The sequence below is a fragment of the Pseudomonas sp. NPDC086581 genome (assembly GCF_044746165.1).
GTDB lineage: Bacteria > Pseudomonadota > Gammaproteobacteria > Pseudomonadales > Pseudomonadaceae > Pseudomonas.
Genome location: NZ_JBIVBR010000006.1, coordinates 226,302 through 239,735, shown reverse-complemented (window position 1 = coordinate 239,735; position 13,434 = coordinate 226,302). Strand labels below are relative to the sequence as shown.

Here is a 13,434-nt window from a genome sequence, read left to right as displayed (position 1 = left end):
TCTCCTTGCGCCGAACGGTCCCCTCTCCCCCTGGGAGAGGGTTAGGGTGAGGGGCTCTTGGGAAGGGGCTCAGGTTATGTAGGGCGGATAACGCGCCAGCGTTATCCGCCGGCCATCCCGCTCAACACGTCAGGCATCCACCTGGCGCGGCCCCGGCACCCGTGGCCGACGCAGGGCGATGCCGTGACGCAGGAAGAACTCCTCCACGCCCTCGGTGGCATCGGTGTAGAGCGTGCGGTTCGGGTGATCGGCGAGGAAGCGCGCCATCAGCGCAAGGCCGATCCCGCGGGACTGGAAGCCCGGCAGCACGGCGATTTCCGCAAGCCACGTGGTCTGCGCCGTTTCGCTTTCGGCGCGCAGCAGGCCGAGCACCTGCTCGCCGTCCACGGCCAGCAGGAAGTAGCTGGAGAATTCATAGAGGTCGCGCAGCTCCGCGGTGGTGCCGGGCGAACCCCAGCCCACGGCGCGGTACAGCGCGGCGATGCCCGCGCACTGGGCATCGCTCAGCGGTTCGTTGTGCAGAATCGTCAGCGGCGTGTCGTGCATCGCGGCGCTCCTTCCTGGCGTTTCCTTCCTGGTGCAGTTCCAGTCTGCCTCATTCCGGCGCCCAGTGGCTGACCCAGCGCAGTCAGGACTCTCGCTGTTCGCGCAGCCACTGCGGGATACGGCGCTCCAGGTAGTAGTCCGGGCGCGTTGGCGAGCCGCCGATGAAGCCGACATGGCCGCCATGGGGCAGCAGTTCCATTTGCGTCGAGGCCGATAGCTCGTCCAGCTGCGGCACGCTGTGGGCGTGGATGAACGGATCGTCGCTGGACTGGATGATCAGCGTCGGCACGCGGATGCCGCCCAGGTAATAGCGACTGGAGGCACGCCGGTAGTAGTCGTGTACATCGGCGAAACCGTGCAGCGGTGCGGTCACCCGGTCGTCGAAGTCCCAGAAGGTGCGCATGCCATCCAGCGGCCCGAGGCGTTCCAGTGCAGCGAGGTTTTCCGCGTGGCCGCCGGCGGCGAAGGCCTGGCGCTTGGTCTGCACATAGGCCACCAGCTCGCGCATGAAATGCGCCTGGTAGACCCTGGAGAAGCCGATGCCGATGCGATCGGCACACTGGTCCAGGCGGAAGGGTACCGAGACCGCCACTGCGCCTTTCAGTGGGCAGCTGTCCGAGGCTTCGCCCAGGTATTTGAGCAGCACGTTGCCACCCAGCGAATAGCCTACGGCATAGAGCGGCGCCATCGGCCGCCTGGCGCGGACGTGGGCGACCACCGAGGCCAGGTCTTCGCTGACGCCTGAGTGATAGCCGCGCGGCAGCAGGTTCGACTCGCCCGAGCAGCCGCGCCAGTTCAGCGCCACGCTGGCCCACCCCTGCGCCGCCAGCTGTTGCTGCAGGCCGAGGATGTAGTGCGAGGACGACGAGCCGGTCAGCCCGTGCAGCGCCAGCACCAGCGGCGCATCCGCCTCGTGCGGGCCGTGCCAGTCGAGGTCGATGAAATCGCCGTCCTCCAGCCACAGGCGCTCGCGAGTGCGCTCGAGGCTGGGCGCCTTGCGTGCGAGCGAGCCATAGAGGGTTTGCAGGTGCGGGCCGGGTAGCCACCAGGCGGGTTTGAACGGGGAGGGTATAGTCATCACGGATCGAATGGGGCCGACGAGTCGTGATAGTAACGCCAAGTCGGCCGTGCGATGGATGCCTCATGCATCCATCGTCAGGAAAACCCACGCAAAGGAGCGGATGGAATGTGGAAGAAAATCGCGGCGTTGAGCCTGCTCGTGTGGCTGGCCGCGTGCGGCGAACCGGTGCCGCAGGAGCACAAGTCATACGTCGGCTTGTGGACTGCGCCGCAGATGAGCCTTCTGGTCACCGCCGACGGGCGCGTCGTCTACAAGCGGGTATCGGGCAGCACTTCGAAGTCCATCGAGGCGCCGATCAAGCGTTACGAGGCCGACGGCTTCACGGTTGGATTCGGTCCGTTCGACACGCACTTCAAGGTCTCCAAGCCGCCCTATCAGGACGGTAACCAGTGGAAGATGGTGGTCGATGACGTGGAACTGGTGCGTACCAGCACCGTCGATATCGGCAAGTCCATCTGAGGGCTTGCTGCACCAGCAGCATCAAGGTGTCGGCCCGGATGGCCGACCGATTCAACCGACATGAGGATTGTCCCCTATGTTCAGCCGCTGGCTGTTCCTCTCCGCACTCACCGTAGCCTTGCCCGGTTTTGCCTGGGCCGAGGGCGCTTCTTCCGACTTCAGTGACGACGCGCCCAGCGCCGAGCAGAGTGATTCACGCGGCGAAGAACTGTTCGCCGAATTCACCCGCCTGCAGCAGGCCGCCGCAACGGGCGAGCCGCAGGCGCTGTTCGATTTCGGTGCCTATTTCTACCACCAGCAGAACTACGCCGGTGCGCGCAAATGGTGGGGCAAGGCTGCCGAGGCCGGCATGGCTCGCGCGCAGGTCCAACTGGCCATGCTCTATCGCGATGGCGACGGGGGTCCGGAGGACAAGGTCGAGGCGGCACGCTGGTTCGCCAGGGCGGCGGAGCAGGGTGATGCCGGCGCGCAGAACGAGATGGGCGTCCTCTACTGGGGCGGCGAAGGCGTCGACAAGGACCGGGTCAAGGCCGGCACCTGGTTCGAGCGCGCCGCCAAGGCGGGCAGCGAGGATGCCGAGACCAACCTGGGGTGGTTCTACCTCGACGATTCCCAGGGCGTCTACGACGCCGCCAGTGAGGAGGAAGCCGCCCTGCTGGACCGCTACGCCGCCAGCCGCGAAAGGGCCTTCCAATGGTTCTGCAAGGCGGCGACCCAGGGCAATGCCCGCGCCCAGTTCAAGGTCGGCGAGGCCTACTGGAATGGTTCCGGCGCGGGCATGAACAAGCTGCAGGCGCGGCTCTGGCTGGAAAAGGCCGCGCAGCAGCAGGACGCGGAAGCCATCGCCTGGCTGAAGACTGGCGAGGACACCGCCTGGTACACCCGTCTGGAAAACTGGACCCACGCTGCGCTGGATGGCGAGCTGTCCGGTACTGCGGACTGCTCGGGTGCGGCGGATCGCCGACACGCCAATCGCGCTGTGGAGAATGCATCGTCCGAGCCCGAAGCCGTGGAAGCCAGCTCGGCTGATGCAGCAGAGGCGGCAGACGCCGCGGAATCAGCGAGCCAGTGAGGCTCGCTACCAGCCGAACTCGTCGGCCAGGCTTTCCGCGCGGCGGGCGTCGCCGAGCAACTGCGACAGCTCGCCGATCAGTTCGCGGCGGTAGAGCGGATTGACGCTGTAATCCTCGGCGAAGATGTCCTCGCCGGCCCCACGCCACACTTGGGCGAAGGTGGCGAGGCAGGCGGTCATCTGCCAGATGTTGTCGAACATCGGCGCGGGATCCCAGGGACCTCCGTGCTGGTCGAAGAGGATGCGGCCGCTGGAGCATTCGAGGATGAAGGGATCGGAACCCTGGTCCGCCACCACGATCCAGTCATCGATCCACCCCGCCAGCCGCTCGCCGGTCAGGCCGTGCCAGCGGTAGCCGGCCTGCTGTTTCCACAGCTTCGCCAGCGAAGGGATGAAGAACGGATTGCCGGCGGTATCCAGGGTGCAGTCGCACGGGCCGACTTCGCGGTAGAAGCGTTCCAGCTCGGCGGGCAGGGCGATCTCACCGGCCCAGTCGCTGGCCGGCTGTTCGAAACAACGCTCGTCCAGCGCCAGCAGTTGTTCGCGGATCGAGAGCGGGAAGGTGGTCATGATTCAGCCGTCCTTTGCTGCCAGTTGATGGGGCTACTTCCTGTCGGGAGTCGCTCCTGCGACTCCTCAAAAGCGAACCGTTGCAATGGCTGCAACGGTTCGCTGCTGCTCAGGACTCTTGTCGCTGCCAAAGCGCGTAATGCACCGAACCCGCCTTCTTCTCCCGGTGCAGCCGCCAGTTGCCCGGCAGGCCGAGGCTGGAGGGCACGGCTTCGCTTTCGGTGTAGACCCACGCGTCCTTGGCCAGCCAGCCACGCTCTTCAAGCAGACGGCAGGCGTTCTGCAGCAGGTCCTGGTGGAAGGGAGGGTCGAGGAAGACCAGGTCGAAAGGCTGCGCCGCCTGGTTATCGAGGTAGCGCAGCGCGTCGGTCATCACCAGCTGGCCGGTGGCGCACTTGAGGGTGTCGAGGGTGCCGCGCAGCGCCGCCACGGCTTCACCGTTGGTGTCCAGCGCAAGGCCCGCGCTGGCGCCACGGGACAGCGCTTCGAGGAACAGCGCGCCGCTGCCGGCGAAGGGGTCGAGCACGCGGGCGCCAGGAACGTAGGGCGCGAGCCAGTTGAACAGGGTCTCGCGCACCCGGTCGGGTGTAGGGCGCAGGCCCGGGCCGTCGGGGAACGCGAAGCGCCGGCTGCGCCATTCCCCGCCGATGATGCGCAGCTGGCCCTGGCCGCCGTGGGGCTTCTGTGCGGCACGCGGGGCGCCACCGGGTCGTTTGCTCATCAATGCTCCGGTACGCCGGCAGGTTGCGCGGCGGGTTTGTCGGTGGGCGGGGGCAGCGGTTGCTGCGGCACGGTGGGGCCGGCGGTGACGATGACGAAGGCGTCCGGGTCGAGGTGGCGGCGCATGGCTTGTTTCACCTGTTCCACGCTCAGGCCCTGGACCTGGCTGAGGAAGGTCTCCAGGTAATCCAGCGGCAGGTTGTAGAAGCCGATGGCGCCCAGCTGGCCGACGATGTCGGCGTTGCTCGCGGTGGACAGCGGGAAGCTGCCGGCCAGCTCGCGCTTGGCGTCGTCGAGTTCCTTCTGCGTCGGGCCCTTGTCGAGGTAGTCGCGGACGATGTCCTGGACCAGCTTGAGGGTGCCTTCGCTCATTTCGGCGCGGGTCTGCAGGCCGATGGTGAATGGCCCGCGCGACTGCATGCCGGTGTAGCCGGAGTACACGCCGTAGGTCAGGCCGCGCTTCTCGCGCACCTGGTCCATCAGGCGGGTGCCGAAGCCGCCACCGCCGAGAATCTGGTTGCCCAGGTAGAGCGCGGCGTAGTCCGGGTCGTTACGGGTGATGCCCAGCTGCGCCAGCATCAGCTGGGTCTGCTTGGACGGGAACTCGATGTGGGTGACGCCGGCCTTGGGTGTCCGCGGCTCGCCCGGCGCTGGCAGGGCAGGGCCCGTGGGCAGGGATTTGGAGACGCTGCCGGCGATGGCTTCGGCCTGCTCGCGGGTCAGGTCGCCGACCAGTGCGATGACCACGTTGCCGGCGGCGTAGGCCTTCTGGTGGAAGGCGCGCAGCTGGGCGACGCTGATCTTTGGCACCGACTTCTCATTGCCGTCGCTGGAATGGGCGTAGGGATGGTCGCCATAGAGCCGCTTGAACAGCTCAAGGCCAGCCAGTTTGCCGGGGTTCTGCTTCTGGTACTCGAAGCCGGCCATGACCTGGTTCTTGATGCGCGCCAAGGCGTCCTCGGGGAAGGTCGGCTGGCCGATCACCTGGTCGAACAGCGCCAGCGCGGCGTCGCGCTTGGTTGGCTCGCTGAGGCTGCGCAGGCTGGCCACCGCCATGTCGCGGTAGGAGCCGTTGCCGAAGTTGGCGCCCAGGTCGTCGAAACCGGCGGCGATGGCGCTGGTGTCCTTGCCGGGTACGCCTTCGTTGAGCATGGCGTTGGTCAGCATGGCCAGCCCGTAGGCGTCGCCATCCTGGCTGCTGCCGGCGGCGAAGGTCAGGCGCAGGTCGAACATCGGCAGCTCATGGGCCTCGACGAAGAGCACGCGGGCGCCTTCAGCAGTCTGCCATTGCTGGATGTTCAGCTTGCGGTGGCTGGGCGCCTTGCCGGCAGCTTCGGCGAGCGATTGCAGGCCGGTGGGGGCGGCGGTCTCGGCGGCAGCCGGTTGCGCGGGCGCAGGGGCGGCGGTGGCGGTCTCGGCGGCGGGGCGGGAAACGAACAGCACCAGTCCGGCGATCAGCGCGATGACGATCAGCCCGACCAGGCCGTAGCGCAGGCCATTGCGTTCACTCATGGCTCGGCTCCTTGTCGGTGGCGACTTCCGGCAGGACCTGGGCGAGGGTCAGGCGGGAGCGGGTGAAGTAGGTGCGGGCGGCTTGCTGGATATCTTCGGCGGTGACGGCCTGGATGGCTTCCAGGTCCTTGTCCGCCAGGCGCCAGCCGAGGCCGACGCTTTCCAGTTCGCCAATGGTGCTGGCCTGCCCGGCGATGGAATCGCGCTCGTAGACCAGCCCGGCGATGACCTGGGCGCGCACGCGCTCCAGTTCTTTCTGGCTCGGCGGGTTCTTCTTCAGGTCCTCCAACTGCTTCCACAGCGCGGACTCGACCTGGTCGAGGGTCTTACCGGTCTGCACGTTGGGGGTGGCCGAGAGGAAGAACAGGCCGTCGCCGCGGGAAAAGGCGTCGTAGGAGGCCGAGGCGCCGGCGACGATTTCCTCGCCGCGCTCCAGGCGCGCGGACAGGCGCGCGCTGTAGCCGCCGTCGAGGATCGCCGAGATCAGGCGCAGGGCGTTGATCTGTTTCGAGTCATCGCTGCTGCCCAGGGTCGGCACGTTGAAGCCCATGATCAGGCTGGGCAGCTGGGTGCGCACGTGCAGCTTCAGGCGGCGTTCACCCGGCTCGGCCAGTTCCAGTGGTTTGCGCGCGGCGGGCAGGTCGCGCTTGGGGATCTCGCCGAAGTACTTCTCGGCCAGGGCCTTCACCTCGTCGCCGCTGACGTCGCCGACCACCACCAGCGTGGCGTTGTTCGGCGCGTACCAGGCCTGGTACCAGTGGCGCAGGTCGTCGATGGTCATGCGCTGCAGGTCAGCCATCCAGCCGATGGTCGGCGTGCGGTAGCCACTGGCGGGGTAGGCGGCGGCCTTGAAGCGCTCGAAGGCCAGCGCGCTGGGCTTGTCCTCGGTGCGCAGGCGGCGCTCTTCCTTGATCACCTCGATCTCGCTCTTGAACTGGTCGGCCGGCAGGGCGAGGTGCGCCATGCGGTCGGCTTCCAGCTCCAGCGCCACCGGCAGGCGGTCGCGGGCGAGTACCTGGTAATAGGCGGTGTAGTCGTCGGTGGTGAAGGCGTTCTCTTCCGCGCCGAGGTCGCGCAGGACCAGAGAAGCCTGGCCGGGGCCGAGCTTGCGGCTGCCCTTGAACATCATGTGCTCCAGGGCGTGGGAGAGTCCGGTGAGGCCGGGCGTCTCGTAGCTGGAGCCGACCTTGTACCAGAGTTGGGAGACCACCACGGGGGCGCGGTGGTCCTCGCGGACGACGACCTTCAGGCCATTGTCCAGGGTGTATTCGTGGGTGGGCTGTGGTTCCGCGGCGCTCGCCATCAGCGGCAGCAACAGGGAACCGAGCAGCAGGCCGGCGTGACGGCGTGCAAGGGTTTTCATCGTGGACTGAACCTTTCGGGCTGTCCGCGGGGTCTATGCAGGCTGGCGGCCAGCCTCTTAACCCCGGCGGGCGAGGAGATGCTAGGATACCCATCCGTTTTCCGGGCGGCCACGTTCAGGGCTTCGCAAAGCTGTTTCGAGGCTTTTTTCTGCCTGGCTCTTTGTTGCCTGCCTGTGTGGCGCCCCCTAGAGATTCGATCCCTACATGTTTGGTTCCAACGACGACAAGAAGGCCCCGCCAGCCGGGGAGAAGAAGGGTCTGTTCGGCTGGTGGCGCAAGAAGCCCCAGGCCGAGGAACAACCCGCCGAGCAGGCCGAGTCCCAGGCTGAACAGCCTGTTGCCGCTGAACCGGCTCCCGCCCCCGAGCAGGCTCCCGCCGTCCAGGCCGAGCCGGTCGCCTCGCGCGCCGAGCCCACGCCTGAGCCCGTGATCGACGTGGTGCCCGCCAGCGTGCCGGTCGAGCCGCTGGCGCAGCCCGCACCGCAACCTGAGCCGCAACCCGTTGCGCCGATCGTTGTCGAAGCGCCGCAGCCCGTCGTCCAGCCAATCGAGGCGCATGCGATTGCGCAGCCGGTCGAGCCCGCGCCCGTCGCTGCGCCCGTCCAGCCCGAACCCGTCGCAGTAGCCCAGCCGGAGCCCGAGCCTGAGGTTGCCCCGCAGCCTGAGCCTGAGCCGGAACCCGAACCGCAGGCCAAGCCTGCCGCCGGAGAACCGGCCAAGATGGGCTTCTTCGCCCGCCTCAAGCAGGGCCTGTCGAAGACCAGCGCCAGCCTCGGCGAAGGCATGGCCAGCCTGTTCCTGGGCAAGAAGGCTATCGATGACGACCTGCTGGACGAGATCGAGACCCGCCTGCTGACCGCCGACGTCGGCGTCGAGGCCACCACCACCATTGTGCAGAACCTGACCAAGCGCGTGGCGCGCAAGGAACTGGCCGACAGCGAAGCGCTGTACAAGGCCCTGCAGGAAGAACTGGCCGGCCTGCTGCGTCCCGTCGAGCAGCCTCTGACCATCCCCACCGACAAGCAGCCCTACGTGATCCTCGTGGTCGGCGTGAACGGCGTCGGCAAGACCACTACCATCGGCAAGCTGGCGAAGAAGCTGCAGCTCGATGGCAAGAAAGTCATGCTGGCCGCCGGCGACACCTTCCGCGCCGCTGCCGTCGAGCAGCTGCAGGTCTGGGGCGAGCGCAATAACATCGCCGTGATCGCCCAGCACACCGGCGCCGATTCCGCTTCGGTGATCTTCGACGCCGTGCAGGCCGCCAAAGCCCGTGGCGTGGACGTGCTGATCGCCGACACCGCCGGTCGCCTGCACACCAAGGACAACCTGATGGAAGAGCTGAAGAAGGTGCGCCGCGTCATCGGCAAGCTGGACGAGACGGCTCCCCACGAAGTCCTGCTGGTGCTGGACGCCGGAACCGGGCAGAACGCCATCAACCAGGCCAAGCAGTTCAACAACGCCGTGGAACTCACCGGCCTGGCCCTGACCAAACTGGACGGCACCGCCAAGGGCGGGGTGATCTTCGCCCTGGCCAAGCAGTTCGGCCTGCCGATCCGCTACATCGGTGTCGGCGAAGGGATCGACGATCTGCGAACCTTCGAAGCCGATGCCTTCGTCCGTGCACTCTTCGAGACCCGGGAAATCGCATGATCCGTTTCGAGCAGGTTGGCAAACGCTATCCCAACGGCCACGTCGGCCTGCACGAGATTTCGTTCCGCGTGCCGCGCGGCGAGATCATGTTCGTCACCGGCCACTCCGGTGCGGGCAAGAGCACCCTGCTGCGCCTGATCCTGGCGATGGAACGGCCCACCTCCGGCAAGCTGCTGCTCGGCGGCCAGGACGTCTCGCGCATCTCCACCGCGCAGATTCCCTTCCTGCGTCGGCAGATCGGCGTGGTGTTCCAGAACCACCAGTTGCTGGATGACCGCAGCGTGTTCGAGAACGTTGCGCTGCCGATGCAGATTCTCGGCTTGCCCAAGGCAGACATCGCCTACCGCGTCGAAGCGGCGCTGGACCGGGTGAACCTCAAGGAGAAGGCCGAGGACCGTCCGTCCGATCTCTCCACCGGCCAGCAGCAGCGCGTCGGCATTGCCCGCGCGGTGGTGCACCGTCCGGCCCTGCTGCTCGCCGACGAACCCACCGGCAACCTCGACCCGCGCCTGGCCTCGGAAATCATGTCCGTGTTCGAAGACATCAACCGCCTGGGCACCACCGTGCTGATCGCCAGCCATGACCTGGCGCTGATCGCGCGCATGCGCCACCGGATGATCACCCTGCAGCGCGGCCGCATCATTGCCGACCGTGAGGAGAACGCCTGATGAGCGCCAATGACCTGCCCCGCGGTGACGAAGAAGGCACCCCGACGCGCAACACCCGCGAGCGCCCGGACGATAACGAACACCAGGACCACAGTGCGTCCCTCTCGGCCTACGCGGAAAACCACCGCGCCAGCCTGATGGACAGCCTGCATCGCCTGGTCAGCCACCCCTTCGGCAGCTTCTTCACCTGCCTGGTGATGGGCATCACCCTGAGCCTGCCCATGGGGCTTTCGCTGCTGCTGAACAACGTCGAGCGCCTCGGCGGCTCCTGGCAGCGCGCCGCACAGATTTCCTTGTTCCTCGACCTGAAGGCCAGCGAGTCCCAGGGCCAGGACCTGCGCGAACAGATCGAGAAAATGCCCGATGTGATCGAGGCGCAACTGATCAGTCGCGAAGATGCACTGAAGGAGTTGCAGGAGCAGTCCGGCCTTGGCGAAGCGCTGAAGGAGCTGCCTGACAATCCGCTGCCCGCGGTCATCTCGGTGACGCCCAAACAGATCGACAAGGCCCAGCTGGATGCCTTGCGTCAAAGGTTGTCGGAGCTGCCGGGTGTACAACAGGCGCAACTGGACCTGGTCTGGGTCGAGCGGTTGTCGGCGATCCTCAAGCTGGGCGACCGTTTCGTCTTCGGCCTGACCATCCTGCTGGTGCTGACCCTGTTGCTGGTGATCGGCAACACCATCCGCCTGCACATCGAAAACCGCCGTAACGAAATCGAAGTCATCAAGCTGGTCGGCGGGACGGACGGTTACGTACGTCGCCCCTTCCTCTATATGGGCGCGCTGTATGGCCTGGGCGCGGGAATCCTGTCCTGGGCGCTGCTGGCCTTCGGTCTGGACTGGCTGAACAGCTCCGTGGTCAACCTGGCCGGGCTGTACGGCAGTGATTTCGGCCTGGCGGGCGTACCGGTCGACGACGGCCTGTCGCTCACCATCGGCGCTGTGCTGCTGGGCTGGATCGGTGCCTGGCTGGCCGTGGCGCGCCACCTGCGCGAGTTGGCACCGCGCTGAAACCCCTGATTATGCAGGGGTTAAGTGGGTGTAAAGGAACTTTTACACCCGCTTGCAGTCAGATTTCGCAGTGCTACACTGCGCGAGTTTCGTGAATCGGAGGATTCGCATGACCACTTCTCTGCAACCTGTTTATGCCCTGGCTCCCGGTGCGAACCTGGAAGCCTATGTGCACTCGGTGAACAGCATTCCGCTGCTGACGCCGGAGCAGGAGCGCGAACTGGCCGAACGCCTCTTCTACCAGCAAGATCTGGAAGCGGCACGGCAAATGGTTCTGGCGCACCTGCGCTTCGTCGTGCATATCGCCCGGAGTTATTCCGGGTACGGCCTGGCCCAGGCCGATCTGATCCAGGAAGGCAACGTCGGCCTGATGAAGGCCGTGAAGCGCTTCAACCCGGAAATGGGTGTGCGCCTGGTGTCGTTCGCCGTCCACTGGATCAAGGCCGAGATCCATGAGTTCATCCTGCGCAACTGGCGGATCGTGAAAGTCGCGACCACCAAGGCGCAGCGCAAGCTGTTCTTCAACCTGCGCAGCCAGAAGAAGAAACTGGCCTGGCTGAGCAACGACGAAGTGCACCGCGTCGCGGAAACCCTCGGTGTCGAGGCCCGCGAAGTCCGCGAGATGGAAAGCCGTCTCACTGGGCATGACATGGCCTTCGACCCGGCGGCGGATGCCGACGACGAAAGCGCCTACCAGTCCCCGGCGCATTATCTGGAAGACCATCGCTACGACCCGGCGCGCCAGCTGGAGGAAGCGGACTGGAGCGACAGCTCCACCGCCAGTCTGCACGAGGCGCTGGAAGGCCTGGACGAGCGCAGCCGCGACATCCTCTACCAGCGCTGGCTGGCCGAGGAGAAAGCGACTCTGCACGACCTCGCGGCCAAGTACAACGTATCCGCCGAGCGGATTCGTCAGTTGGAAAAGAACGCGATGAACAAGCTCAAGGGTCGCATCGAAGCCTGATCGGCTTCGACGCACCCTGCGAGTCGCGAACCGCACCCTGGTGCGGTTTTTTTCTGTCCGCATTCAGCGTCTGGAGAGTCCCATGCCGCGCCTGCGTCCCGTCCACGGGATGTTTTTCCTGGTCATCGCCCTGCTGGCCTTCGGGCTGGGAACCTGGGTCGCCCGCACGTCGGCGCCGCCCAAGCCGCCGCAGTGGTTCAGCGACTGGAAGGAAAAGGTCTTCGAGCCGCTGGCCGATGACCAACTGACCCTGAACGAGCTGCAGGACCAGCAGCCAGGCGAGCTATGGCTGACTGCCAGCCAGGATGGCCCGCAACTGCATTACCGCGGCCGGCTGGTGACGGAAGAGGGACCCTGGCATGTCGAGGCGGAGCTGGCGCTGAGCGAGGCCGAGCACGCCAGCCTGGCCAAGGCCACCGGCATGCAGCCGGGCAGCAAGGACCAGCCGCTGAGCGCCGAGCTGATGGGGCAGTTGGGCAACAAGCCGGTTTCCGAGCTGGCGCTGGCGCCGCAGGAAGACCTGGCGGTCGGTCGTCTGGCGGTGAGCCTGGGCGATCCACGCCTGCGCCTGCAGGTCGATGGCGGCGAAGCCTGGGTCTATCCGGAGAAGGGCATGACCCTGCTGCACCGCGACGGCAGCCTGCAATGGGTGCGGGTGGTGCCGCGCAGTACGTTCAAGGCCGGCGAGACGCCTTAAAGGCGTTCGAGATAGTCGCTGCCGCCCAACTGCCACATCTGCTGGCGAATCCAGGAGGCGCGCTGGCGCACGTAGGGACCGGGCTTGCCGGCGCTCCACTTGCGCGGGTTTGGTAGCACGGCCGCCAGCAGGCTGGCCTGCTGTTGCGACAGGCGTTTCGCATCGACGCCGAAGTGATGTTGGGCAGCGGCCTGGGCGCCGAATACGCCGGCGTCCCATTCCACGCTGTTGAGGTAGACCTCGAGAATCCGCTGCTTGGACCAGAAGGTCTCGATCAGCAGGGTGAACCAGGCCTCGAAGCCCTTGCGCACCCAGCTGCGCCCGGTCCAGAGGAAGACGTTCTTCGCCACCTGCTGGCTGATGGTGCTGCCGCCGCGCACCTTGCCGCCCTGCTCGTTGTGCGCCAGGGCCTTCTGGATCGCCGGCACGTCGAAGCCGTGGTGTTCGGCGAACTTCTGGTCCTCGCTGGCGATCACCGCGAGCTTGAGGCTGTCCGGCAATTCATCCCAGGAACGCCAGCTGCGCTGCAGGTCGATGGGTTGGCCGTTGAACCAGGATTCGATCTTGCGCTCGACCATGACCATGGTCCCCGGTGGCGGCACCCAGCGCAGGATGATGACCAGCGCCACGCTGATGGCGACGAACCAGAGCGCGATCTTGAGCAGGCGGCGGAGCAGCATGGGCATTCGAGGCTTTGCCTGGGCGGATGAGCGGGCCATTATAGCGGCACTCACCTGTCTGGAGCTTTCCGATGCTGCGTACTTTCCTGATGCTCGCCGCCTTCTTCGGTTTCACCGGAGTCGCCCTCGGCGCCTTCGCTGCCCACGGCCTGAAGAGCAAGCTCACCCCCGAGTATCTGGCGGTGTTCCAGACTGGCGTGCATTATCAGATGTTGCATGCCCTGGCGCTGTTCGGTGTGGCGCTGCTCTCGGCGCACATCGGCGGCACCCTGGTCAGCCTCGCCGGCTGGGCCTTTACCGTCGGCATCCTGCTGTTTTCCGGCAGCCTCTACCTGCTGACCCTGGCCGGTCTGGGTGTGGGCATCATCACCCCGATCGGCGGGCTGTTCTTCCTGATCGGCTGGGCGCTGCTGCTGGCCGCGGCCTTCCGCCTGGGTTGAC

At 66.4% G+C, this 13,434-nt stretch carries 15 protein-coding genes; 8 read left to right on the top strand and 7 right to left on the bottom strand.

The genetic code is table 11. The annotated features are described in order from the left end of the window. Positions 1-129: 129 nt before the first annotated feature. Together ACIPK7_RS14540 and ACIPK7_RS14535 are read right to left on the bottom strand one after the other, a co-directional pair. Positions 130-546 carry a GNAT family N-acetyltransferase gene (locus ACIPK7_RS14540; RefSeq protein WP_192432254.1) on the bottom strand — a complete coding sequence of 139 codons (417 nt, stop codon included), beginning with the start codon at positions 544-546 and terminating at the stop codon, positions 130-132. Positions 547-628: 82 nt separating this feature from the next. After that, positions 629-1,624: a hydrolase gene (locus ACIPK7_RS14535; protein WP_401088458.1), complete on the bottom strand. Its 996-nt coding sequence runs from the start codon at positions 1,622-1,624 to the stop codon at positions 629-631. A gap of 108 nt (positions 1,625-1,732) precedes the next feature. On the opposite strand from ACIPK7_RS14535, the gene ACIPK7_RS14530 reads away from it, so the two are divergent. Next, positions 1,733-2,086, top strand: coding sequence for a hypothetical protein (locus ACIPK7_RS14530; protein WP_401088456.1), 354 nt, complete (start codon positions 1,733-1,735; stop codon positions 2,084-2,086). Positions 2,087-2,162: 76 nt separating this feature from the next. Next, a complete protein-coding gene (locus ACIPK7_RS14525) occupies positions 2,163-3,158 on the top strand; it encodes a tetratricopeptide repeat protein (RefSeq protein WP_401088454.1) in 996 nt (331 codons plus the stop codon). 6 nt (positions 3,159-3,164) lie between these two features. Here the strand turns inward: ACIPK7_RS14525 and ACIPK7_RS14520 are convergent, their stop codons facing one another. From ACIPK7_RS14520 to ACIPK7_RS14505, 4 genes are all read right to left on the bottom strand, one after another. Beyond that, positions 3,165-3,728: a hypothetical protein gene (locus ACIPK7_RS14520; RefSeq protein WP_401088452.1), complete on the bottom strand. Its 564-nt coding sequence runs from the start codon at positions 3,726-3,728 to the stop codon at positions 3,165-3,167. A gap of 109 nt (positions 3,729-3,837) precedes the next feature. After that, on the bottom strand, positions 3,838-4,449 hold the full coding sequence (rsmD, locus tag ACIPK7_RS14515; protein WP_192432249.1) for a 16S rRNA (guanine(966)-N(2))-methyltransferase RsmD: 612 nt from the start codon (positions 4,447-4,449) through the stop codon (positions 3,838-3,840). Beyond that, a complete protein-coding gene (locus ACIPK7_RS14510) occupies positions 4,449-5,960 on the bottom strand; it encodes a M16 family metallopeptidase (RefSeq protein WP_401088450.1) in 1,512 nt (503 codons plus the stop codon). Before ACIPK7_RS14510 ends, rsmD begins: the two co-directional genes overlap by 1 nt. Then, positions 5,953-7,323, bottom strand: coding sequence for a M16 family metallopeptidase (locus ACIPK7_RS14505; RefSeq protein WP_401088448.1), 1,371 nt, complete (start codon positions 7,321-7,323; stop codon positions 5,953-5,955). The genes ACIPK7_RS14510 and ACIPK7_RS14505 overlap by 8 nt, the downstream gene beginning before the upstream one ends. A 205-nt stretch (positions 7,324-7,528) precedes the next feature. Here ACIPK7_RS14505 and ftsY point away from each other — a divergent pair, with 205 nt between their 5' ends. The 5 genes from ftsY to ACIPK7_RS14480 all read left to right on the top strand — a co-directional run bounded on the left by ftsY (position 7,529) and on the right by ACIPK7_RS14480 (position 12,313). After that, positions 7,529-8,974 carry a signal recognition particle-docking protein FtsY gene (gene ftsY, locus ACIPK7_RS14500; protein ID WP_401088446.1) on the top strand — a complete coding sequence of 482 codons (1,446 nt, stop codon included), beginning with the start codon at positions 7,529-7,531 and terminating at the stop codon, positions 8,972-8,974. Next, entirely contained in the window at positions 8,971-9,642 is a 672-nt protein-coding gene (gene ftsE / locus ACIPK7_RS14495) for a cell division ATP-binding protein FtsE (RefSeq protein WP_017520095.1), read from the top strand. Before ftsY ends, ftsE begins: the two co-directional genes overlap by 4 nt. Beyond that, complete coding sequence (gene ftsX / locus ACIPK7_RS14490; RefSeq protein ID WP_401088444.1) at positions 9,642-10,652, top strand: permease-like cell division protein FtsX; 1,011 nt, start codon at positions 9,642-9,644, stop codon at positions 10,650-10,652. The genes ftsE and ftsX overlap by 1 nt, the downstream gene beginning before the upstream one ends. 109 nt (positions 10,653-10,761) lie before the next feature. Then, a complete protein-coding gene (gene rpoH / locus ACIPK7_RS14485; RefSeq protein ID WP_192432243.1) occupies positions 10,762-11,616 on the top strand; it encodes an RNA polymerase sigma factor RpoH in 855 nt (284 codons plus the stop codon). A gap of 82 nt (positions 11,617-11,698) precedes the next feature. Beyond that, on the top strand, positions 11,699-12,313 hold the full coding sequence (locus ACIPK7_RS14480; protein WP_401088442.1) for a hypothetical protein: 615 nt from the start codon (positions 11,699-11,701) through the stop codon (positions 12,311-12,313). Here the strand turns inward: ACIPK7_RS14480 and mtgA are convergent. Further along, positions 12,310-13,032: a monofunctional biosynthetic peptidoglycan transglycosylase gene (gene mtgA / locus ACIPK7_RS14475; RefSeq protein WP_192432241.1), complete on the bottom strand. Its 723-nt coding sequence runs from the start codon at positions 13,030-13,032 to the stop codon at positions 12,310-12,312. The two genes, ACIPK7_RS14480 and mtgA, sit on opposite strands and share 4 nt — an antisense overlap. A 32-nt stretch (positions 13,033-13,064) precedes the next feature. Here mtgA and ACIPK7_RS14470 point away from each other — a divergent pair, with 32 nt between their 5' ends. Further along, positions 13,065-13,433 (top strand): DUF423 domain-containing protein, encoded by a 369-nt coding sequence (locus tag ACIPK7_RS14470; protein ID WP_045213015.1) that lies wholly within the window; start codon positions 13,065-13,067, stop codon positions 13,431-13,433. Position 13,434 lies beyond the last annotated feature (1 nt).